20 protein-coding genes are annotated in these 21,687 nt (G+C 34.8%); 4 read left to right on the top strand and 16 right to left on the bottom strand.

Annotated features, from left to right (window positions below; translation table 11 throughout):
* Positions 1–24 precede the first annotated feature (24 nt).
* Positions 25–759, top strand: coding sequence for a lysophospholipid acyltransferase family protein (locus tag A8B35_RS18705; protein ID WP_075603722.1), 735 nt, complete (start codon positions 25–27; stop codon positions 757–759).
* Between the two features lie 99 nt (positions 760–858).
* Entirely contained in the window at positions 859–2,628 is a 1,770-nt protein-coding gene (locus A8B35_RS18700) for a hypothetical protein (RefSeq protein WP_075603721.1), read from the top strand.
* Between the two features lie 59 nt (positions 2,629–2,687).
* On the opposite strand, the gene A8B35_RS18695 is transcribed toward A8B35_RS18700, so the two are convergent.
* A complete protein-coding gene (locus A8B35_RS18695; protein WP_075603720.1) occupies positions 2,688–3,518 on the bottom strand; it encodes a hypothetical protein in 831 nt (276 codons plus the stop codon).
* 91 nt (positions 3,519–3,609) lie between these two features.
* Between A8B35_RS18695 and A8B35_RS18690 the strand changes: the two genes are divergently transcribed.
* Positions 3,610–4,470 carry a DUF4922 domain-containing protein gene (locus A8B35_RS18690; protein WP_075603719.1) on the top strand — a complete coding sequence of 287 codons (861 nt, stop codon included), beginning with the start codon at positions 3,610–3,612 and terminating at the stop codon, positions 4,468–4,470.
* Positions 4,471–4,560: 90 nt separating this feature from the next.
* Here A8B35_RS18690 and A8B35_RS18685 read toward each other — a convergent pair whose 3' ends face one another.
* The 8 genes from A8B35_RS18685 to A8B35_RS18650 form a co-directional block, all read right to left on the bottom strand.
* Positions 4,561–6,141, bottom strand: a complete 1,581-nt coding sequence (locus A8B35_RS18685) for a Na/Pi cotransporter family protein (protein ID WP_075603718.1) — start codon at positions 6,139–6,141, stop codon at positions 4,561–4,563.
* Positions 6,142–6,609: 468 nt separating this feature from the next.
* The gene (locus A8B35_RS18680) at positions 6,610–7,203 is read right to left on the bottom strand and encodes a LysE family translocator (protein WP_075603717.1); all 594 of its coding nucleotides are present in this window, start codon (positions 7,201–7,203) and stop codon (positions 6,610–6,612) included.
* A 104-nt stretch (positions 7,204–7,307) separates the two neighbouring features.
* Complete coding sequence (locus tag A8B35_RS18675; protein WP_075603716.1) at positions 7,308–8,333, bottom strand: aldo/keto reductase family protein; 1,026 nt, start codon at positions 8,331–8,333, stop codon at positions 7,308–7,310.
* Between the two features lie 91 nt (positions 8,334–8,424).
* Positions 8,425–8,925 carry an ureidoglycolate lyase gene (locus A8B35_RS18670; RefSeq protein ID WP_075603715.1) on the bottom strand — a complete coding sequence of 167 codons (501 nt, stop codon included), beginning with the start codon at positions 8,923–8,925 and terminating at the stop codon, positions 8,425–8,427.
* Positions 8,926–9,006: 81 nt separating this feature from the next.
* On the bottom strand, positions 9,007–10,077 hold the full coding sequence (locus tag A8B35_RS18665; RefSeq protein ID WP_075603714.1) for a zinc-dependent alcohol dehydrogenase family protein: 1,071 nt from the start codon (positions 10,075–10,077) through the stop codon (positions 9,007–9,009).
* A 78-nt stretch (positions 10,078–10,155) separates the two neighbouring features.
* Positions 10,156–11,430: an L-fucose:H+ symporter permease gene (fucP, locus tag A8B35_RS18660; protein ID WP_075603713.1), complete on the bottom strand. Its 1,275-nt coding sequence runs from the start codon at positions 11,428–11,430 to the stop codon at positions 10,156–10,158.
* Between the two features lie 29 nt (positions 11,431–11,459).
* Positions 11,460–11,894 (bottom strand): L-fucose mutarotase, encoded by a 435-nt coding sequence (fucU, locus tag A8B35_RS18655; RefSeq protein ID WP_075603712.1) that lies wholly within the window; start codon positions 11,892–11,894, stop codon positions 11,460–11,462.
* 64 nt (positions 11,895–11,958) lie between these two features.
* A complete protein-coding gene (locus A8B35_RS18650) occupies positions 11,959–13,179 on the bottom strand; it encodes an ROK family transcriptional regulator (protein WP_075603711.1) in 1,221 nt (406 codons plus the stop codon).
* Positions 13,180–13,527: 348 nt separating this feature from the next.
* Here A8B35_RS18650 and A8B35_RS18645 point away from each other — a divergent pair, with 348 nt between their 5' ends.
* Positions 13,528–14,286: a hypothetical protein gene (locus tag A8B35_RS18645; RefSeq protein WP_139314938.1), complete on the top strand. Its 759-nt coding sequence runs from the start codon at positions 13,528–13,530 to the stop codon at positions 14,284–14,286.
* On the opposite strand, the gene A8B35_RS18640 is transcribed toward A8B35_RS18645, so the two are convergent.
* From A8B35_RS18640 to gshAB, 7 genes are all read right to left on the bottom strand, one after another.
* The gene (locus A8B35_RS18640; protein WP_075603709.1) at positions 14,283–14,693 is read right to left on the bottom strand and encodes a GNAT family N-acetyltransferase; all 411 of its coding nucleotides are present in this window, start codon (positions 14,691–14,693) and stop codon (positions 14,283–14,285) included. The two genes, A8B35_RS18645 and A8B35_RS18640, sit on opposite strands and share 4 nt — an antisense overlap.
* Before the next feature lie 51 nt (positions 14,694–14,744).
* Entirely contained in the window at positions 14,745–15,407 is a 663-nt protein-coding gene (locus tag A8B35_RS18635) for a hypothetical protein (RefSeq protein WP_075603708.1), read from the bottom strand.
* Positions 15,408–15,462: 55 nt separating this feature from the next.
* Positions 15,463–16,488, bottom strand: a complete 1,026-nt coding sequence (locus A8B35_RS18630; protein ID WP_075603707.1) for a serine hydrolase domain-containing protein — start codon at positions 16,486–16,488, stop codon at positions 15,463–15,465.
* Positions 16,489–16,852: 364 nt separating this feature from the next.
* The gene (locus A8B35_RS18625) at positions 16,853–17,374 is read right to left on the bottom strand and encodes a YceI family protein (protein WP_075603706.1); all 522 of its coding nucleotides are present in this window, start codon (positions 17,372–17,374) and stop codon (positions 16,853–16,855) included.
* Between the two features lie 85 nt (positions 17,375–17,459).
* Positions 17,460–18,044 (bottom strand): Crp/Fnr family transcriptional regulator, encoded by a 585-nt coding sequence (locus A8B35_RS18620; protein WP_075603705.1) that lies wholly within the window; start codon positions 18,042–18,044, stop codon positions 17,460–17,462.
* A gap of 135 nt (positions 18,045–18,179) precedes the next feature.
* Entirely contained in the window at positions 18,180–19,244 is a 1,065-nt protein-coding gene (locus A8B35_RS18615; protein WP_075603704.1) for a DUF3626 domain-containing protein, read from the bottom strand.
* A gap of 121 nt (positions 19,245–19,365) precedes the next feature.
* A complete protein-coding gene (gene gshAB, locus A8B35_RS18610; protein ID WP_075603703.1) occupies positions 19,366–21,684 on the bottom strand; it encodes a bifunctional glutamate--cysteine ligase GshA/glutathione synthetase GshB in 2,319 nt (772 codons plus the stop codon).
* Positions 21,685–21,687: the final 3 nt, after the last annotated feature.

Raw genomic sequence — 21,687 nt, 5'->3', positions numbered from 1 at the left:
CGAAATAAATAAGCATATCCAACAATGAAAACATTACTAAATTATCTATTAACCCCATTATGTCATCTAGCCTTTGGCTTATTATTAGTTATTTTTCACGCACTACAGGTTATTTCGTTAAACATATTTGGTGAAAATGCGCGTCAAAAAGTAGTAAACATTCTTAATTGGTTCTTGGTATACAGCTTGCGTATTATGGGAAGCTCAATTACATTTAAAGGCTTTGACAATTTACCAGAAGGCAGACCTGTTATAATCGTATCCAATCACCAAAGCTTGTATGATATCCCTGCCATTATTTTAGGATTCAAAAAGTACACACCTAAGTTTATTTCAAAAATAGAGCTTGGCAAAGGCTTACCAAGTATATCTTATAATTTAACCAAAGGTAAATCTGCCTTAATTGACAGAAAGAACCCTGCACAATCGATAAAAGAAATTTTCAAATTAGGTAAACTCATTCAATCAACAAACGAAGCTGCTTGCATATTTCCGGAAGGAACAAGAAGTAAAAATGGAAAAGTAAAGAAGTTTAAAGTTCCAGGCATTAATACGCTTTTAAGAGCAGCGCCTGATGCCATTATTATTCCTTTTGCCATAGATGGACATAGCAAGGTGATTAAAAATGGAATGTTCCCCCTAAGCTGTGGCGAAAAGATTACCTATACAGCACTTGATGCTATTGATCCGAAAGGAAGAGATGTTGAAGAACTAGTTGCTGAGATTGAGCAAAATATCAAAACTTCGCTCGGTCAATAAACCAAATAATTTTAACGAATACGAACATTTAAATATATCGAGGTATACTGTTACTTTTTTAACGTATCTTCGGTAACTCAAAAATAAAAAATAGAATAGATGGATATTTTAAAGAGACATTCATTTCACATACCCGTATTAGGTTTGGGGTATACTCTAGATACTCCTGTTAAAGTTGCTCCTTACGGAATATCATCCGTTATATCATTAGTTGATGATAAACTAATGGAACAAGTTAGAGAGGTTTATTGCAAAAAATTCAACATGCCATTTAAGGCTGTTTCTGATAAAGTTGAAGATTATAGAGCTGAAAGAGTTACATCATATCTTAATATGATTGACGATGTTGTTAGCCAAAAAGTTGCTGAACTTAAAAAATCGACTCTTGAAAAAGGAAGCGAACTTGAAAAGTATTTCAGACTTTTACCTGATGTATCATCGTTGAAAGAAAAATTTAATCTTAGTCAAAAAAGCAAGCAGCTAAAAGACGAACTGATCAATTGGGTTCAAGATCATTTACCTGTGGGAAGCATTGATGTTAACATCATGACTAAATTAGATAAGGTAAATTATAAGGATGGTGAGCAACTACCAATTGAGTTTAACGATGCACATGCGGCTTTAAGAGGCTTTGCAAATAGCAAATTAAATTCTTCATTGGTACTATCTGCAGGCATGAGCCCGCGCTTATATAGTTACCTTGAGAATTTCAATGATTTTTATCCTGATGAAAATGGAATCATCAAAAAGAATATTATTCTTAAAGTAAGTGATTTTCGTTCGGCACTTGTGCAAGGTAAAATGTTAGCTGCAAAAGGTCTTTGGGTTTCTGAATACAGAATTGAAAGCGGCGTTAATTGTGGAGGACACGCCTTCCCTACTAACGGTGTTTTATTCGGTCCTATCTTAGAGGAGTTCAGACAAAGCAAAGATCGTTTAGTTGATACTTGTAAAGCAGCTTACGAAGCAGCTATTGAGAAAAAAGAATTAAATAAGCTGGCTAGTGAGCCCGAAATTTTAATTACTGCTCAAGGTGGTGTTGGAACAACTGAAGAACACAACTTTTTAATGGATCACTACAACATGGATAGTGTTGGTTGGGGAACTCCATTTATGCTAGTACCCGAAGCGGTTAGTATTGATAACACTACTTTAAAGCTTTTAGCTGATGCCAAAGAAAAGGATTTATACTTTAGTGGATTATCTCCTCTTGGCGTACCTTTCAATAGTGTTTACGGCGCTTCAATGAGCGAACTTCGTTTGGCAAATGCTGAGGCAGGGAAACATGGTGCAGCTTGTACTAAAAAATTCTTACAGTATAACACTGAGTATACTGATAAACCAATCTGTACTGCATCAAAACAATACCAAAAGCAAAAGCTTGAAGAAATAAAATCTTTAGATCTTACTGAAGAAGCTTATACTAAACAATACGCGAAAATTATTGAAAAAGAATGTTTGTGTGTTGGTTTAGGTGTTTCCTTATTAGAATCTAAGGGCATCATGGGAAGTGCTACTGATAAAGTTACTGTTTGCCCTGGTCCTAACTTGGCATATTTCTCTAAAGAAATGAGCTTGGAAGAAATGGTGGATCACATTTATGGTAGAGCCAATCAGTTAGATGATCGTCCGCGTCCGCACATGTTCCTTAAAGAGATGCATATGTATCTTGATATTTATAAAGAACGCCTTGAAGAGGTAGACCTTGAAAACGCTAAAGAGAAAAAGCAACTCATTGCTTTTAAAAAGAACGTTTTTGATGGTGTAGCTTATTATAAAGAATTATTTGCGGCTAACAATACTGCTGTTATTGCCGAATTAGATGAATTATTAAGTAAGTATCCTGAGTTAGAAAAGGAAATTGCCTAATAAGAAAGATATATTTATTAAAACGCTTCAGTTTAATTACTGAGGCGTTTTTTATACAGCTATTTTGAGTTGTAATAAAGTTTTAACCCTTCCATTGGAGAGCGTAGTACTTTACCCATTATTAAGCCTTTTTTTTCTATTTGAGCTTCCAGAATATCTTTAAAGTAATAAGCAACACTTCCCACAAAATGTATGGGTAATGAAGCTGCCTCAGGATATTGAAGCACATTGTTTTTTAAGAACTGACGGAAACCTTTTTCAACAATTAGTCGAAATTCGGGGATGCTAATGTTACTTTTAATAAAAGGAACGAAGGACGCCAAATACCGATTGGGGAAACTTTGTTTATATACCTTATTTAAGATACCTGCCATATCACAATCGTACTCAGCTTCAAATTGTGCCTTTATTTCATCGGATAATTTACCTTTATAGATCGCATTTACCAATTGCTTACCAAGATATGCCCCACTCCCTTCATCGCCTAATATGAATCCTAACGGAGGTATATTTTGCTGCACTGTTACTCCATCGAAATAACAAGAATTTGCACCCGTACCTAATATACACGAAATACCTTTATTTTGCATGCTGGTTGCATAGCAGGCGGCTAATATATCAGACTCAACATGTACAATAGCTTTGGGCCACATTTGTAATATAGCATCTTCAACAGTCTTTTTTTGGACTTGGGTATTGCAACCTGCCGAAAAAAAATAAACTTCAGTTATTGAATCAAACTTATTTTCAAACGCACCCTCTAGTACCTCATAAATTTCCTTACTATTTATATAATAAGGATTTATACCCTTAGTGAAAATATCAGCATAAGCATCATTTAAAAAGCTCCAATGCGTTTTGCTCGATCCGCTGTCTGCAATTACTATCATCTTGTTGTTTTATTATTATATTTAGTCAAAATTAAACTTTTCAGACATACAATCTGTTTTTTTACTTTGAAATACCTATAACAACAATAAAATGGATAATAATAAAGTGACAACACGAAATGTTGTAACAGAATCTGGTATTAATTTCATACTACAATACTATAGCAACGAAGCTCAAATCAAAGGCTATCATCAGCAAGAATTTGCAAGAAAGGACTGTTTACTTTGTAAGGATATCGACAATAAAATAAATAGTACACTTGACCACCCCAATTATGTTTTAGATGATACTACACATTCTCTATTTGAGGGTCATCAACTTTTATTTGCGAAAAAACATGCTGAGGAGTTCTTAACCGGTCGAGTTCGTTTTTTACTTGATTTTCTGGCTAACCACAAAAAACACACACTTGCATACGGAGGTAGTAAAAATTCTACCATAAAAAATTTCCATTTTACTTGCCATGTTTTAAACGAACAGGTGGAGTTACCCTTAAAGGATAGTTGTTCGAATCCTAATTTTTATAAAACCATAAGTAATAAAGAGGACATTGAAATAGGAGAACTAGAGCATTATGGACGTGGAGCTGTAGTTCTGAAAAGTAATAATGAAGAAAAGCTAACGGAGCAATTATACGAGCTAGAAAAACATATTGGGGTTAATTACGCCAACAACAAACACCCTTTTATTAACCTGTATCTTTGGATGGAGGATGATCAATTCTGTATTGCATTAGTACCCCGAGCTGTATACAAACCTTCGGAATATTACGACGAAAATAATGCTTGGGATATACCGATAGGTGTACTTGAAATGGGAGGATTATTTATCATGAAAAATCATGATGAATTTATGCATACATCAGCAGACTTCCTAAAAAAGCTCTGTGATGAAGTTTCCTTCAATGATGAGCACATAAAAGAGATTATTGCACATGTTGATCAGAAGTAATGATCTCAATTAGGATAGGACAAATAAACTAAAAGAGGATGTTCAATAATGAACATCCTCTTTCAATTTTATCCCAAATTAATACCCTACTTACATCTTATTAATTAGAGTATATAATCTATCCGCTGTTTCAATTAAATCGGTTTCAAAGCGATAAATAGCTACCCTATCTTTACTTTCATTTACCAATTGACGAACCAAATGTTTTTGCGCTTGCTTCATTTGCTTAGTAAAGGCTGCTTTGGTTGGTATAGTCGCTTTTTCCTCTAACGTTTTATCAACTAGCTTCACCTTCGCTATTAATGATAAATTACCGTATAAATCAAGGAATAACTTACTGGTTTCATCATTCATCTCAAACCCTTTTTTAAGCCTATTCTCTGTAGCTTCAACCAACTGACTTGAGATGGTACTTGCAGCTCCTTCAATGGCATATGCTACATTTAATTGATGCTGCAATTCATCTAGTTCATCATCATTTAAATTTAGCTTTTGTAGCTCACCTAAATATTCAAATATTTTTGAGTGTCCAAGAATAATAAGATGCCCTCTTTTTCGAAGCTGCTTTAACTTTTTCATATCACCAGTTAAAACAATATTAGGTGCTGTATCAATCATTCGTATTAACATAACACCTAGCTTATGTAATTCCTTATGCGCCATTTCAAATGCTGTAGAACTATCGTTTAAGAAGTAGGCATCTAAATCTCCTACTTTCTGCTTTTTCTTTTCTTCAAGAGGAACGAGATACTCCACTAACTTGGCTAGATAACTAGTAAATCCAATAAAAATAAGTGCATTTGAGACATTAAATATGGTATGTGCATTTGCTATTTGACGAGGAACATCACCTGGAGAGAACTCATCTACCAAAGATGACAATTGAGGTATAAACCAAACCCACAATAAGGCACCAAATACATTGAATAATATATGCGATAATGCCACTTGTTGCGCAACCTTTGGTTTACCTATGGCAGACAATACTGCGGTAACGCAAGTACCGATATTTGCACCTAAGATGAGCGCAATACCTCCCTCTATATTAATTAAGCCTTGCGAAGCCATCACTATAACTATACCTGTTGTGGCAGAAGAACTTTGTACAGCTGCTGTAAATGCAGTACCAATTAAAATTCCCCATAGCGGATTATCAAGATCTTGCATTAACGCAATAAATGGCTCATAAGATCTTAATGGATTGGTTCCTTCCGACATTAGGTTCATACCTAAAAACACAAAACCTAAACCTAATACAATTAAACCACCATCTTTTAATGCCTTACGGGTTGCCATGGCATTCATAAGAAAACCAGCTGCAATCAATACAAATGTAGCTTTCGTAACCTTAAATGCAATAATTTGTGCTGTAATGGTAGTTCCTATATTGGCCCCTAATATAATGCCTAAGGTGTTTTGAAAGGATAAGAGTCCGGCAGATACAAAACCCACTACGAGAACTGTAGTAATTGATGATGATTGAATAACGGCAGTGATACTTGCTCCGGCAAACATACCCTTCCATTTATTCGAGGTCATTTTAGCTAAAAAGGTTCGTAACCTATTGCCCGCGACTAGCTTTAACCCTTCTGTCATTATGCCCATCCCGTAAAGGAAAATGGCTAAACCTCCGATTGTTTGGATCAACAATGATCCCCAATTTAATTCCATTTTAAATACAATATAATTTGCGTGCAAAAGTAATCAATTAGCTATTATTACATAATATATAATCAACTGTAAATGTTAATAAATAAGAATATTGATTGATACTTTTTAATGTTTTTTGAAAAGGGCTTGTTATATAATCCACAAAAATATAGATGCCTAAATATTCTTTTCGCTCTAAATGTTTCTTGACATGTACAATTACCAGCCTATATAGTTCAAATTTTTTGAGAAAATGTCTATTAAGTAGGGAAAAATGCCTACCGAGCTTGCAAAAATGTCTACCAAGGAGGAAATAATGTCTACCGAACACGAAGAAGTGTCTACCAGATAGGAAGGAGACTCTACCAGACAGGGAGAAGAGTCTACCGAGCTTGACATTGTGCCTACCGAATTGGAAGAAATACCTACCAAGCTGAAAGTGTTGAGATTTTTAGCTTACGCATAGATGAATAGAAACTTGCTTAACTATTAAACCATCAAAATTTTATACGCAGCATAAATTAAACCAAGCACCATTACTATGGAGAAAGCACGTTTGATACGTTCATTTGTCATGTAATGCTTAATAACGGTACCAAAGCCGGCCCAAACAGATACAGTAATAAATGTGAATGTTGCTAGTCCTAAAACAGAAATGGTTAACCATAATTTATGATCGACTAAAGATGCAAAAAAGGTTGAGTAAACCGTCATCCCATAAAAAATAGCCTTTGGGTTAACCAATTGCAACAACATTCCGTCTTTAAACTGTGGCTTTACAGAATCATCCGCATCAGCGTTATAGTTTACACGATAGGTTTTATAAGCTAGATACAATATGTAAGCGGCACCTATATATTTTAAGTATTTGGTAATACTAGGCACAAATTCATTCAATGCAAACGACATCCATGCACATAAAAACATTACCGTAAATGTACCCAAAACGATACCTAATATATACGGAAGTGTTCGCTTATAACCCATACTCATACTAAAAGCCATGGCCGAAATATTATTAGGTCCGGGTGAAGTTGATGTGATAACAGCAAAAGTTAAAAAGGCGAATAAATCTACTTGCATGCGAATTGGATTTAATGTAATACTAAACCATTATTATAATACTAAAACAAGCCACCCCAACGAATTAGGATGACTTGTTTACAAACTAAAAAATATCTTATTTACTATTGAGCAATTACGCCATCTTCGTCCCAAAGATCTTTCCAGTGCTTAGCACCTTCCCAAAGGAATACTTGACCTTTTACTAAACGAGAACCACACTCACAGTTTTTGATTGAAGCAAATTCTTCATCTGTCAATGGATCTTGGAATGATGAAGTTAAGTTACTTAAATACTCAACTGGGTGAACAGAGAAAGGAATAGTTACCTGTCCGTTTTTAATAGCCCATTTGATACAAATAACAGCTGGGTGAACACCACGAGCCTTAGCGATAGCTTGAATCTCTGGAGTTTCGATATCAACTGCATCACCTTCGGCAACATCACGATCAGGACGTGTTGGAGAACCAATTGGCATAAAACCGATAGGTTGAATTTGATTCTTCATACAGTAGTTAAATAACTCAGTCTGTTGGAAACATGGGTGCATTTCCATTTCGTTAACTGCTGGGTAAATAGTCATTTTATCCCAAACTGCATCGAATTTAGCAATAGTCATGTTTGAAGTACCGATGTTACGTACCTTACCAGCTTCAACTAAAGCCTCACACTGCTTCCAAGTATCCATGAACTCCTCAACAGAGAATGGTTTAGAATCAGGGTTACGTGAATCGCCATCACAACCAGGTGCATGGTAGTTAGGGAATGGCCAGTGAATTAAGTAAAGATCTAAATAATCTAATTGAAGATCATCTAAAGTTTCCTGACATGCTTTTTCAGTTTCGCGGTGACGATCGTTCCATACTTTACCAGTAATGAAAAGCTCTTCGCGAGTACAAACACCTTCAGCAATTACATCAGCGATAGCCTGACCAATTTGCTTTTCGTTTCCGTATACAGCAGCACAATCAATGTGACGGTATCCTAAACGAATGGCATTTTTTACGGCATCCGCAATCTCATCATGAGTAAAACGGTCTGATCCGAAAGTTCCCAAACCTACAGTTGGAAGCTTATCTCCTGAACGAAGAATTTTCGCAGGAACATCAGCTGGATTAACAGCTGTATATTGACTTGAAATATCTGACATTGTATTTTTTGTTATCGGACTAATAATATAAGTAGTGTGTAAATCAAAAAGTGTGTAGTAAAAACTACTTATATTAATATACCTGTTTAACTTACTTAATAATTTTAATATGATCTTCTTTTGCAAGTTCTTTTACAACACAGTCGTTTGCATAAGTTCTTTCAGGAAGATTGATAAGAATATTAGCCGGAGTGTCTTCTGTTGCGAATGGACCCCAATGCCATACTCCTGCTTTAATGGTGATTGCTGTACCTTTTGGCACATAAAACACACGCATTTTATCAAGAGGAATATCGTTTTCGCTTGCTGTAGCTGGTGCTACCTGTAAAAGGATATCTTGATCAAGAGGTAACACTACTTCGCCGCATCCTGTATGAAATTCAAGAATATCGATAACATTTTCGCGCTTCTGAACTCTACAACATGAGTAACTCCAAGAGTTATTACCATCTACTTCAATTTGTAACTGATCGCGAAAAAACTCAACTGGTGCAGCTCCTAACTTTTCATCAGTTGGATTTATTAAATTCGCGTAAGTTCCAAATGGTTTATATGCCTCAAGCGTTAATTGCTCTACTTTTACTTCTCTCATCTTTTAAAAGTATCAAGTATCAAATATTAAGTATCAAGATGCAAATGGTCTTGCGTCTTGATACTTGTATCTTGATACTAATTATTTAACTTCTTCGTCGAATACAACAGCAACTTTACCACACTTACCTGAAGCCATTAGCTCGTAAGCTTTATCAGCTTGGTCTAAAGTGAAACGATGTGTTACTAAGTCTTCTGGGTGAATATTCCAACGTACAATACGCTCAACTAACTCTTCCATTTTCCAGATTGAAGTTACCCATGATCCGAAAACAGTTTTTTGGTCGTGAATCATATCTGGAGAAGGGTTGATTTCTAAAGTACCACCTTCACCAATTAATACCATTTTACCCCACTTGCGGTTAGCACGGATACATAACTGACGTGCAGTTGTATGACCTGAACAGTCAACAGTTCTCTCATAACCATAACCATCTGAAGCAGCCATTGCTTTTTCTAATGAATCAGGACCTGATACGAATACCTCGTCAGCTAAACCTTTTTCTAAAGCAATTTGACAACGCTCTTCGCTGATATCAGTAGCAACAATTTTTTGTGCTCCCATAGCCTTAGCTAACATACAAGCTGCTAAACCAACAGGACCTAAACCTGTAACTAATACTTGGTCGTTACCTGAGATACCAATTTTCTCTAATCCTTCGTAAACAGTACCGAAACCACAAGCAACTTGTGCACCATCAGTATAAGTTAATGAATCAGGAAGCAATACTAAATCTTTCTCATCAGCGATAATGTACTCAGCCATACCACCATCTCTTTGCCATCCGTAAGCAGCACGGTGCTCAGAAGTACAAGAAATCATATAACCACGACGACAATCGTTACATACACCACAACCTGAGATATGGTATACAATTACGCGATCACCTTCTTTAAAACGCTTCATTCCCGGACCACACTCAATAATTTGACCACATGGCTCGTGACCAGCTACTTTATTTTGATAAGCCTCAGGACCTTTACCTAAATGCTCGTTGTAGATAGCACGGATATCTGATCCGCAAATAGTTGAAGATTTAGTTTTTAAAACCACTTGTCCGTGACCTGGAGCTGGGATTTCAATATCTTTCATTACTACTGTGCTGTTACCTGGTAAGAAAGCACCTTTTGAAGTTCTACATGAATTACACATTTGTTTTACTATTTAGATAATTAATGATTAATTTTTTAAACTCTATATTTTGTGGAGCAGTTACCTGCTCCGTTTTTTTTATGCTTCTGTTGATTTATATGAACGATAGCCAAATATTGCGATTATGATAAAGCAAATGAATGGAAGGATAAAAGAGAAGTTCTCTCCAGAAATACCTAATATAGCACCATTATCGATAAGAGCACCTTGCATTGGCGGCATTAAACAACCACCAACAATAGCCATTACAAGACCGGCTGCTCCTAGTGTTGTATCTTCACCAACATTTTCTAAAGCGATACCATAAATTGTTGGAAACATTAATGACATAAATGCCGATGTGGCAACTAAACAATACAAACCTGCCATTCCATCAATTAATATTACTCCTGAAGTAGTACAAATACCACCGATAGCAAAAATCATTAGTAGCAATCGAGAATTCACATATTTCATAATAAATGTGCTTATGAAACGACTACATAAGAAAATGGCCATTGCAACAATATTGTACATTTGAGCAGTAGCTTTAGGCACACCTAATCTTCCTGCATATTGGATGATAAATGTCCAACACATAATTTGAGCTGCTACATAAAATATTTGTGCGATAACTCCCTCACGGTATATTTTATTGGCAAATAATCTTTTGAAAGATGCTCCTGGATGTAACTCGTGATTCTTTACAAAGTTTGGCATCTTAAACAAATAAATTAAGATAAACATTGCAATAACCACCAAACCTAAAGCTACATAAGGATTACGTATAATCTCTAAGTCATGAACTCTTATTGTTTCTTTGGCAGTCTCAGAAAGCGAGGCAAAATCAACTTTATCTGAATCTAATTTAGCCAATACTATTTGAGAGGCAACAAACATCCCTAACATGGAACCCATTGGATTAAATGCTTGTGCAAGATTTAATCTACGAGTTGATGTTTCTTTGGCGCCCATCGCTAATATGTACGGATTTGCCGTTGTTTCAAGAAATGCAAGCCCAAAGGTTAAGATGTATAACGACATACAAAAGAACCCGAAACTTTGATTACTGGCAGCAGGCCAAAATAACAATGCACCAGTTGCATATAAACCTAATCCAACTAAAATACCTCTTTTATAACTATACTTTTGTACAAATAAGGCGGCTGGAATAGCCATTGTCGCATATCCTCCGTAGAACGCAGCCTGCACAAAGCTAGCTTTAAAGGCAGACAATTCCATTACTGATTGAAAGGCAGCAACCATAGGATTTGTAATATCATTGGCAAATCCCCAAAGCGCAAATAAACTCGTTATGATAATAAATGGTAATAGATATTTCTTCTCTACCACTTTTGCTGTTACATTACTCATTTTATAGATTTTTTCAGTTTATAGTTTAGTTATTGGCAAGGAGTAACTCCCTTTTTAAGTAAAATATTACCATACTTGGCAGTTTCACCTGTCATTAACACAGCAAATGCACCACGCGCTTTATCGTAAAAATCAAAGCGACCGATACGCTCAATAGGAGCAACATTAGGGTTTGTGATATGAATACTTTTTAAATAAGCCTCCTCTACTGTTGGATCTAACTCATCACCTTCAACGGCAGCCATCATAGTTAGTGGAGCTGGAACATAAGAGTCTAACTCAAACAATGGTAGAATTGCTGCTAATAAATCAGGAATACGTAAGCCATCGGCTCTTAATACTCTTCCATTAAAAGACTCTGCAGGAAAATGAGCATCTGCTAAGATTATTTCGTCGCCATGTCCCATGCGGGCAAGTACTTCTAATAATTCAGGACTAATAAGTGGTGATATTCCTTTAAGCATAATTCTATATATTTTAAGTTTACAATTACTTTCTAACTGTTTGAAATTAACTATTCAAAAAAAATTATTGAGGCTCTCTAAAATTTAAAACCTCCTGAAGTACTAATGATACGGCACCTAAAACGGCAGCTTCATCTTTTAATACACTTTCTGTAATCTTTATTTTCCTATTGGATTGTTGTAAGGTTTCTCGCTGAAAAACACGTTTCACTTTTTCGGTATAGAAACCATCTTTTCGCATTACCTTACCACCTAATACGATTGCCTCTGGATTAAATACATTGGCCATTGAAGCTATTGCAATACCTAGGTATTCTGCAGCTTGACTCATAATCTCCTTACAAAAGGAATCATCATTTGCTGCCTCTTCGGCTATTATCTGAGTATCAATAGTATCATACTTGGCTAAGGATGAATCGCTATAAAACTGAATCTGCTCTTGCGCTGTGGCACTTATACCTCGTCCGGATGAATAACATTCTAAACAATCTAACTTACCGCAGTTACATACTTTTCCTGCCGCCACCGAACCAATAATTCTATTGTGCCCAATCTCTCCCGCTAATCCATCAAAACCGTAAAATGGTTGACCATTAATAATAACACCTGAGCCTATTCCGTATCCAACATTAACAAAAATAAAATCCTTACAATTTTCACCAGCACCATATAATAACTCCCCTTGAGCCATAACTCTTGATACATTATCAACAATTACCGGAACTTTAAAACGATCAACCAAAGGTTTCTTTATGTCAACATTTTTCCAATTAAAGTTTGGTGAATATTCAACCAAACCACTATGTCTATTAATAAAGCCCGATGCCGCAAGACCAATACCATATATATTATCAAGACTAACTCCTGATTTGGCTATTAATGCTTCTACTAGAGTAACTACTATAGCTAAATCTTTATCAAAATCATCAGCTGCATCGGTAGCAATATCTTTTTTCACTAAGATCTCGCCATTTAAATTTGATAGTACGCCATAAATATGTGTTCTACCCCAGTCAATTCCGATTACGTAACCATCAGCTCCATTGAACTTAACAATTACTGGAGGCCTACCTCCTTTTGACTCTCCTACTCCAACCTGAACAGCCAGTTTTTCAACATTTATTAGACTATCAACAATACGCGTAACCGTAGGAGCACTCAAGCCGGTTGTTTTCACAATCTCAGCTCTTGATATCTTATCACTCTCACGGATCAGGTTTAAAACCTTAATCTTGTTGAGGCGATTGATATATTCTGCATTTCCTTTTGGGTGTGTTACTGTCATAATTGTTGTTACTTTCTAACGTTGCGAAAATAAGGGGTGGTTATGATATTTCCAAACAATAATTAACAAATTTTTATGACTTCGAATTATTTAGAATGATTAAGAATAGATGAAATTTAACGTATCACCCTAAACTACAGCCCATCTATATTAATAAAGATGTAAACAACATGGATCTAATAAATTATATTAATCGGTACAGAGAAGTATAATTAACTATCACGACTCTATTAGATGAAAAACTAATTCACCACTTTGCATAAACCTAAGTTTAATTTTATTGTTAACTTAATTAATTGTAGTTTACATCGAGTTTGATAATTACTATCGTACCTAAAATTTAAACATATGCTATTATTCTTATTATTTACTACCCTGATGAAGCTGATTGGTAGTGAAGAAACTTTTACCATCCCAAAACTAGAGAAAGAAATAAAGGCACATGTTTCAGACGATGTGCGCAAGGATTCTTTATTAATATTATTGAAAGATGCTGAAAAGGAAACCAAAAGCTTTTATAAAATAGAAGATAAGAACTACTCTGAGATCAAGAAACTAATGTCGGAGGATATTAACCAATCGGAGGAAATCAAACAGATCTTCAAGGATAATATGCAAAAAAGAATAGAAATTCAGAACTACCACATTACAAAGCGGCTAGAAATGGAGAAATTAATTAAACCCGAAGAATGGGTTTACATATTAGAAAATGCAGTTTCTCCCTCTGATAAAATAAAAGAAAAAACTACTAAACAGGATTTAAAAACTAAGGAAGCCGTAAAAAAGGTAATGGATAATACAGAAGAATCTATCCGGAAAGAAATTGAAGATGAAGAAAAACAGAAAATATTGATTGATGCTTTTAGAAGTTTTAAGCAATCTCTTGGAGTACTTGTTAAAGACGGATTAAGAATAAATTATGAGACTAACGAAATTCTAAAAAAACAATATTCGTCAAAGGAAGAGTTAAGAACTGTATACGATAATCAAAATAGAATTAGACAGAATTTAGCTAGTGAATTTTATCAGTTCTACAATATAATTCATAATCAAACAGATTTAAAAGAACGAAAAGCAATTAGAAAAGAATTGGCAAAGCTTTTTTAGTCATGCTCAGCCCCTTTGTATATCCACATGGGGGTACACTTCCCTGCCTGTTCGAATCCACACTTAGCATAAAACTCAACTGAGTTGCCATCCGCCACCAATATTTGCTGATGAAAATGCTTGTATTTTTCTTGAAGTTTATCCATTATCATTCTGCCAATTCCTTTGCCCTGATAATCCGGAAGAATTAATAAATGAGGATAATATACAACCAGAAAACCATCTGAAATAGCATTGGCTAAACCTACTAATTTATCCTTATCCCATGCACTTATTAAACCATGCGAATTTTTAAGCGCATTTAGTAACTCATTTGGTTTATCTGCTGACGACCAGTTATTTTTCTTATATAATTCAATTACCTGAACTGAATCTAATTCTTTACTATCTGATAAAACAATGCTCATATACAATTAATAACCTAGTTTACACTTTCCTGCAATTACAAATTCCCAAAATTATTCTTCTCCCTGAAATTCTTCTATTTCAGCAATTCTTTCGTTTATTAATTTGATGGATTCAATAAACACAAATACAATAAATTCGTCATCTGTTAAACCATCTCCCTTTAGGTTATAAGTGTGTTTTACTGTAGTTACGTTATAAGCCATATCCCCTATTATCGTTTTTTCTCCAAATTGCAACTCGTAAACATGCTTATTCAGTTCTTTATAAGTTCTGCCTGATATATTTTTATTGCCATAAGTCAACTGGTAAGTATCTACTGTTTTCAAAGCATTATGGACAACCTTGCCACTTAGCTTTTTATTTAGAACATTAACATCCCAAACATCCTTGGTACCATTCGTACTTCGTTTAATTTCACCTTCAATCTTGCTATCATTATAACTTAGATCGACACTAAACTTTGCGTATTTATCTTTTATTACACCTTCTAACTTCTTTGAGCCATTATGCATATTTACAGTATACTTAGTTCCTGATAAATTAGAGTGAATATCACCTTGTAGTTGATTTTCTCCATAGCTAAATTCTTCAAAGTGAATTGTTGATGTTTTAGATTTTACTATCCCATGTATTTGCTGAGCTGTTACCCTAGGAACAATTGGAAGTAGGCATAATACAAGTACTAGTTTTAACGTTTTATATACTGTTTTCATAATGTTAAAATTCAGGCGTTAATACAAACCAAATATATGGTAATATGATATAATTCTAATTTTTACGAAGGATTTTAACAACACGACTATAGGCAATCTCTGAAAGATTCCAGTTATATCCACTAAAATTAGTTGTATTTGTAAATTGAATAACAACAGCATCTATATCTTTATGATATTTTGCGATACTTTGATATCCGGGGACAAGGCCAGTGTGCTCATAAACATATATAGAGGAATATATTTCTTGCTCTCCTTTTTTAAACACGGAACCATCATTTAGTGCCCTTAGAAAAATGCCTACATCTTGAGCTGTGGCAAGCATACCTTGATCTTCTGTTTTTAAATCCGGTTCGTATCCAACATAATAACCACTCATCACATCATCAAGATTGACTTCACTTAACGACCCAAAGGTATTAGTAAGCTTAAGAGGCGTAAGTATTTCCTCTTTAATGTACTGGAAATAATTATAGCCTATAGTCTTACTTATTAACTCCTTTAACAATAAGTAATTTGTATTTGAATATGCATAAGCCTCACCTGGTTCAAACTCTCCTGGCAAATCGAAAACCAACTCAAGAGCACCTTGAGTACTACTTGGCGGATCCTCCCAAAACCTTGGCTGATCAGTGAAATTAGGAATCCCGCTTCGATGCTGAACCATTAAACGAAGTGTTATTCTATCGGCATATTCAATTCTTCCGACTAGCTCAGGAAAATAATAAGCAATTGTTTTATCTAAGTTCAGACGATTTTCATTTACTAGCTTAGTAATGGCAACCGCCACATATAGTTTGCTGATGCTAGCAATTTTAAACAACGCGTTAGGATCGACTGGCACATTATTGTAACTATCCTTAAAGCCTGCTGAATATAAAGCGGGCTCCTCACCTGCTTTATCAACATACACAATTGCACCGCCAAACCCATATCCTATAGTTTCCTCCACCTGCTCCTGTATGGTATTCGGAAGCGGTTGTAACCAAGTCCATACCAATATCCAAGGAACAAAATAAAGAGAGACTACAGTTCCAATTGCCAAAAGTATCCTGATTACGAGTAACTTTTTATTTTTCATAGATTTTTGCTTCTTGAGGTTATACTATCTTTAAACAGACTATTACCAACTCATTCTTTCAAATAATCGCCAATTGTAAGTTTAAGGATTTATAAAGTGGTAAACAATTCTATATCACCCAATAGAAAACAAACGCTTAATAAAAATTGTTCCAGTTACTTTTTAGGTTTTTTTTAGAATTAACCATACCCATGCAGGACTGAAAATAATTTAGATAATTATAAATCTAAAATAAAAACTCAATTCATACTCAATATTTCAAGGCTATATTACGAACAAGTTTACTTAATTAAAGGTTAACTACACATATATTGTAACTACACCACTATAAACTGAAAGTTTATAGCAGTGCAGTTATAATCAGTTAAAGAAGCTTACATAAAATCTCTAATTCTATTTCATCACCAACCATAAATGTACCTGTATCAGTGCCTATTTCATAATCTAATCGATTAACAAGCAACTTGCCAACAAGGCTATTGTTTGAATAAGTGAAGTTTATTTCAACAGGCTTGGTAATCCCATGCATAGTTAGGTTTCCTGTGGCTTTATATGCTTTTGCTGTTTTGATAATAGAAGTTGATTTAAACCCGATTTTAGGATATTTTTCAACATGAAAGAAATCTTCATTTCTTAGATGGTTATCTCTTTTTTCGTTTTCGGTGTTTACAGTGGCAGGATCAATAGATACATCAAAATTTGCATCTGAAAGGTTTTGTGCATCAAAAATCACCTTACCATCCATTCCGGCAAACGTCCCTTCAACAGTCTTCCATTTCATATTGCTAACCTTAAATTTCACCAACGAACCATCACTTTTAATGGATTGTGCATTAATTAAAAATGTTATTATCAAAAAGCTTAATAGAATACTTAATCGTTTCATAGTTTCAATTTTTATTTGTTATGGCTCAAAAATAGAACCTTCAAAATTTAGAAAAATTGAACTAGTACAAGAAAATAGAGAAAAGTTATTTTTTTGTGCTTTTTGCAATTATCTTACTTAAGAATTCAGCAGTAATCCCTAAATAGGAAGCTACGTGATACTGCGGTAATCTTTGAATTAGATCAGGATATCTCTCCTTAAATAGAATATAATTTTCTTCGGCAGTATTCGTTAAAATAGAAACCAAACGTTTTTGGATATTAATATATGATTTTCGGATAGAGCTATTGGGATTCGTTTTTTGCGACAAGCTCAATGAGTTCATGAGAACAGATAGATTATTCTCGCTAATTGAATAGGCTGTAGTTTTTTCAATAGCTTCCAAGTTAAAATTAGTAGGTTCAGGTGTAATTAAATCTCCAATAACTTGGTTCTCTTTGGCAAATAAGATATTAAACTCGCGACCTGATTTATCAATTAAAAATAACCTCATTAAACCACTCTCAATAAAAAAGTGTTTTGTATTTGCGTCACCATTCATAAATACTCGTTCTTTTCTAGTAAAAGTTTCTTTCGAGAAAGAACTTAAAATCAGCTGTTCTTCTTCTGGGGTAAATTTGCGCTGGAAATTCCTACTAAAGAGAGATATAATATTAAATTTTTCAGGCATTTTTGGTATTTACTTAAAATTTATAGAAATGGTGAAAATACAGAATATAGTTACATAACAGACTGTTATTTATATGTAACAACTTAAATATTATCATCGTTAGATTTATTCATTGTCCATTACCCTACATTACAGTTATTTATTAGGAGCTAACATATTAATCTCAGTCCCAAACTTTACAATACAATGCCACAGATATTTCAACATTTGCAAATTATCATGCTCATTATTCATTTGCATTGCTGCTTTACCAATTAAGTATGCATTCAACTTCCCATCAACTCCAAGCTTCTTGGCATAAGATGGAACTTCAGCTCCTCTAAAGTTATTTGGGAATTCAGAAACCTTTAGTTCACGGCCTGAATTCCAAATTAGCTCAATATCATATTTTGTACACAGAGCTTCAAATTGAATCGCCATATCTGTTCCCCAATACGAAAAATCAACTACTAAGCTATCAGTATCATTGTATAATGAGATGTCTCCATGAATCTGTGCTTCTATGTAAAAATCAAGATTTTTTGACGCTCTTCTATAATCACGGGAATCCAAAGTTTGAGGAAGGAGTCTATTCGTTAACTTCAGAAAGTCATTTACATTCGAGTCTTTCTCGCCTAAGGCTGTTCCTCGTGTAAACAAATCCTTTAATATTGCTGCATTTATTAATTCAAAATTATCGATTGTTCCTAACTCTCGAGGTGATTCATAAGTATCTCCATAAGTAAAAGTTGCTCTTTCCTTCACCTCTGGTTTTACTAAAAAATAGCACGAACCAAACCTAGGGGAAGGCCCATCTTCCGTCATTGTTAGATTGAGAGAACCGTATTTTGGACGTTCTGATGGTTTTGCAAACTGATAGGCATCACTAAAAATATCTTTTTCCCATTTATCGCGATTTCCTCCACTAAATGCAGTTACACTCCCCGAAGATATATTCGTTTCAAACTGATTCTTGTATTTCCCTGATTTAAGCATTCCATCAATTACATTGAAACCCTCTGAGAATATACGGTCAGGATGAAAATGTAAGGCAATTTGTGAATACTTCTTCACATTTTTACAATATTCCTGATACACTTCTACATCAATGTTGGATTGATGCAGAATCATTTCTACCATATCAATGTATTTATTCTTTCTCTTACTGATATATTCAGAAACGTTTTTAATTGCAATATTTTGTGGTGCTATTAATTCCATTAATCTTATAACCTCATTTGGATAATTCTCTTATCTAGCCAATCAATTATTTCTTTAAAATCAGATGACAGCTACAATCAGAAGCTTTTTTTATTCAAACACGAAAGATAAGATATCCTGATTAAACCAATTCTAAAGCCTGCAATAACTTTACATTTAACCTTCTATTTTCTCCTTTAAAGGGATGACAATGAATATGAATTGCTGGATTAAAATTCATCTCAATAATAGAATAGTTATCGGCAGTAGCGGGCGCTGCAATATCATCAATCATCATATCTAAACCTGTTATTTGCACGTTTAAAGCTTTAGAAGCATCTACCGCAATTTGCTTATACGAAGGGTGAATATCATCTGTAAAATCAATGCTATCACCACCAGTGCTTATATTAGAATTTTCGCGTAAGTAAACAATTTCATTGGCCTCTGGTACCGAATTGAATGTAAGGTTCTGCGACTCTAAAAACATTTCCTCGGGCTCGCCCATGGCAATTTTTTCTAGCGGTGTTTTGTATCCCTTACCACGCAAGGCACTTTTATTTTTTTCTTTAACTAACTCAGCAATAGTAGCTATCCCATCGCCTTTTACATTGGCAGGAACACGATGCAAAATACCCTCTACTTTATCCTTAATCACAAAAAAACGATATTCTTTACCACTAACAAATGATTCTATAAGAACGGTTGAATCATGCTCAAAAGCCATATGTATGGCACGTTCAAAAACGGCCTGGGTATCGTTATTCTTTATAATTGTGATACCCAAACCAAAGTTAGTTGACTTCGGTTTTATAACAATTGCCTGATTTTTATAGAAGGTAAAATCGTTAAGTGCCTGCAATGGACTATCGTATTCTGAACCTTGCGGAACGGTTATATTAGCCGAGTGCAATACCTTCTTTGTCATTACCTTATTCTCCATTAACAGCACACTGGCATAATTATCGAGCGAAGTGCGCGTAGCCTGCATTACATACTCTGTTTTATTGGCCTTGCTCAATTTTATGAAGTTCTCGGTTCTGTCCATCACATCCACCTGAACGCCTCTAAAAATAGCTTCTCGCATTAATAATTGCGTTGAAAGCTCCATATCTTCAAGCCCATAAAAATTATACGTTTTCTGCTTGCTCAGCTCTAAATATTCCTTGGCCTTATTCAAATTCCAATCAATAAAAGTAGTTTGCTGTAACTGCTTCATCATTTTAAACGCCGGTCGCTCACTTGGATGATACACCAAGGAACCCATAATACTAGAACTCTTCTCGTATGATTTTGGTAAAATATCGGCAGTATATTTTAATACATCGTTAAGCAACTCAGACATGGCTTCATTGATGGATTTTAATGCATCGTTATCGTCGATAATAGACACATCATTTTTCAAACTGAACGATGCAGCTTGCTCGTGATTAGCCCAGGCACGTTCTTGTACTGCTTTATCAAAAGTATTCAACTCTGGTTTTAACAAACAATACACTAAAAACTGATGTATAACCTGAACATGATCGGCATTAACACCAATCTTTTCAAAGGGATTTAGATCAAGTAAACGCACTTCAAGATGGGTGATATCTTTATCGGCATCAGCCGATTTAATACGAACACTCGCATAGTTTTCTTTTACATGCTTAACCACACCCCTATCAATAACATCGTTAATACTTTTATTGTATTCGGCAATGGTATTGTAATTTAAAAACAGGTTTTGCTTATTGCGATATCCACACATGCTATTGCGCATTGAAACGGCATGAGGCAAATGATAAGCATCGGTATTGATAGGCGACAGATGCTTTACACAATCACTTACATAAGATGCATGAACTGCAGGACTATTGCTTAAAAGAGCAATTAAAAACCAGCGATATCGTTTAAAATTGCGTAAGGTTTTTAAGTATACTTGTTCTCTAAAAGCATCATAGCTAAACGATGTTTCGCCAGAATTTTTATACATATGTTCGAGCAAAGCCTCGTTGAACGAAACATTAACGTGAACCCCTGAAAGCATTTGCTTTTTACGTCCGTAATTATCGGCTAAATAGCGACGATACTCCTCTAAATCGGCACCTTCAGCATCAAATTTAGCAATTGGTATTTCTAATTCAGAATCAGGCAATTCAGGTGGAGCACTTTGCGGCCATAAAAGCTCTTCATTTAAATGCATGCTTACTTCATCGTGCAAGGTTTCTAAAAAGCCAAGTGCTTCTGTTATACTATGCCTAACTGGAGTAATCATCTCAATCTGACTTTCGGAAAAATCAGTTGTGATGTATGGATGCTTTAATTTATTTCCTAAAACTGCAGGGTGAGGCGTTTGAGCCAAGCGACCTTCGGGCGTAACTCTCACATTTTCTTTTTCGAAACCAAAGCCGCCTTCGAATAAACGACTGGATTTATTTTGTGCTAAAATAGCGTCGATGTTTATTACTGAATTACTCATTCT

This window comes from Saccharicrinis aurantiacus, assembly GCF_001660705.2.
In the GTDB taxonomy this organism is placed as follows: Bacteria; Bacteroidota; Bacteroidia; order Bacteroidales; family Marinilabiliaceae; genus Saccharicrinis; species Saccharicrinis aurantiacus.
Note: the sequence above shows the minus strand (reverse complement) of the source record. Positions and strands in the feature narration are given on the sequence as shown.

Bases quoted from the DNA above. Each gene is read 5' to 3' on its own strand.
- A8B35_RS18690 (WP_075603719.1), top strand. From the start codon at position 3,610: ATGGATAATAATAAAGTGACAACACGAAATGTTGTAACAGAATCTGGT.
- A8B35_RS18615 (WP_075603704.1), bottom strand. From the start codon at position 19,244: ATGGAATTAATAGCACCACAAAATATTGCAATTAAAAACGTTTCTGAA.
- A8B35_RS18640 (WP_075603709.1), bottom strand. From the start codon at position 14,693: ATGAGCATTGTTTTATCAGATAGTAAAGAATTAGATTCAGTTCAGGTA.
- A8B35_RS18705 (WP_075603722.1), top strand. From the start codon at position 25: ATGAAAACATTACTAAATTATCTATTAACCCCATTATGTCATCTAGCC.
- A8B35_RS18665 (WP_075603714.1), bottom strand. From the start codon at position 10,077: ATGTGTAATTCATGTAGAACTTCAAAAGGTGCTTTCTTACCAGGTAAC.
- A8B35_RS18620 (WP_075603705.1), bottom strand. From the start codon at position 18,044: ATGCCTGAAAAATTTAATATTATATCTCTCTTTAGTAGGAATTTCCAG.
- A8B35_RS18685 (WP_075603718.1), bottom strand. From the start codon at position 6,141: ATGGAATTAAATTGGGGATCATTGTTGATCCAAACAATCGGAGGTTTA.
- A8B35_RS18675 (WP_075603716.1), bottom strand. From the start codon at position 8,333: ATGTCAGATATTTCAAGTCAATATACAGCTGTTAATCCAGCTGATGTT.
- fucU (WP_075603712.1), bottom strand. From the start codon at position 11,894: ATGCTTAAAGGAATATCACCACTTATTAGTCCTGAATTATTAGAAGTA.
- A8B35_RS18645 (WP_139314938.1), top strand. From the start codon at position 13,528: ATGCTATTATTCTTATTATTTACTACCCTGATGAAGCTGATTGGTAGT.
- gshAB (WP_075603703.1), bottom strand. From the start codon at position 21,684: ATGAGTAATTCAGTAATAAACATCGACGCTATTTTAGCACAAAATAAA.
- fucP (WP_075603713.1), bottom strand. From the start codon at position 11,430: ATGAGTAATGTAACAGCAAAAGTGGTAGAGAAGAAATATCTATTACCA.
- A8B35_RS18650 (WP_075603711.1), bottom strand. From the start codon at position 13,179: ATGACAGTAACACACCCAAAAGGAAATGCAGAATATATCAATCGCCTC.
- A8B35_RS18700 (WP_075603721.1), top strand. From the start codon at position 859: ATGGATATTTTAAAGAGACATTCATTTCACATACCCGTATTAGGTTTG.
- A8B35_RS18630 (WP_075603707.1), bottom strand. From the start codon at position 16,488: ATGAAAAATAAAAAGTTACTCGTAATCAGGATACTTTTGGCAATTGGA.
- A8B35_RS18695 (WP_075603720.1), bottom strand. From the start codon at position 3,518: ATGATAGTAATTGCAGACAGCGGATCGAGCAAAACGCATTGGAGCTTT.
- A8B35_RS18625 (WP_075603706.1), bottom strand. From the start codon at position 17,374: ATGAAACGATTAAGTATTCTATTAAGCTTTTTGATAATAACATTTTTA.
- A8B35_RS18680 (WP_075603717.1), bottom strand. From the start codon at position 7,203: ATGCAAGTAGATTTATTCGCCTTTTTAACTTTTGCTGTTATCACATCA.
- A8B35_RS18635 (WP_075603708.1), bottom strand. From the start codon at position 15,407: ATGAAAACAGTATATAAAACGTTAAAACTAGTACTTGTATTATGCCTA.
- A8B35_RS18670 (WP_075603715.1), bottom strand. From the start codon at position 8,925: ATGAGAGAAGTAAAAGTAGAGCAATTAACGCTTGAGGCATATAAACCA.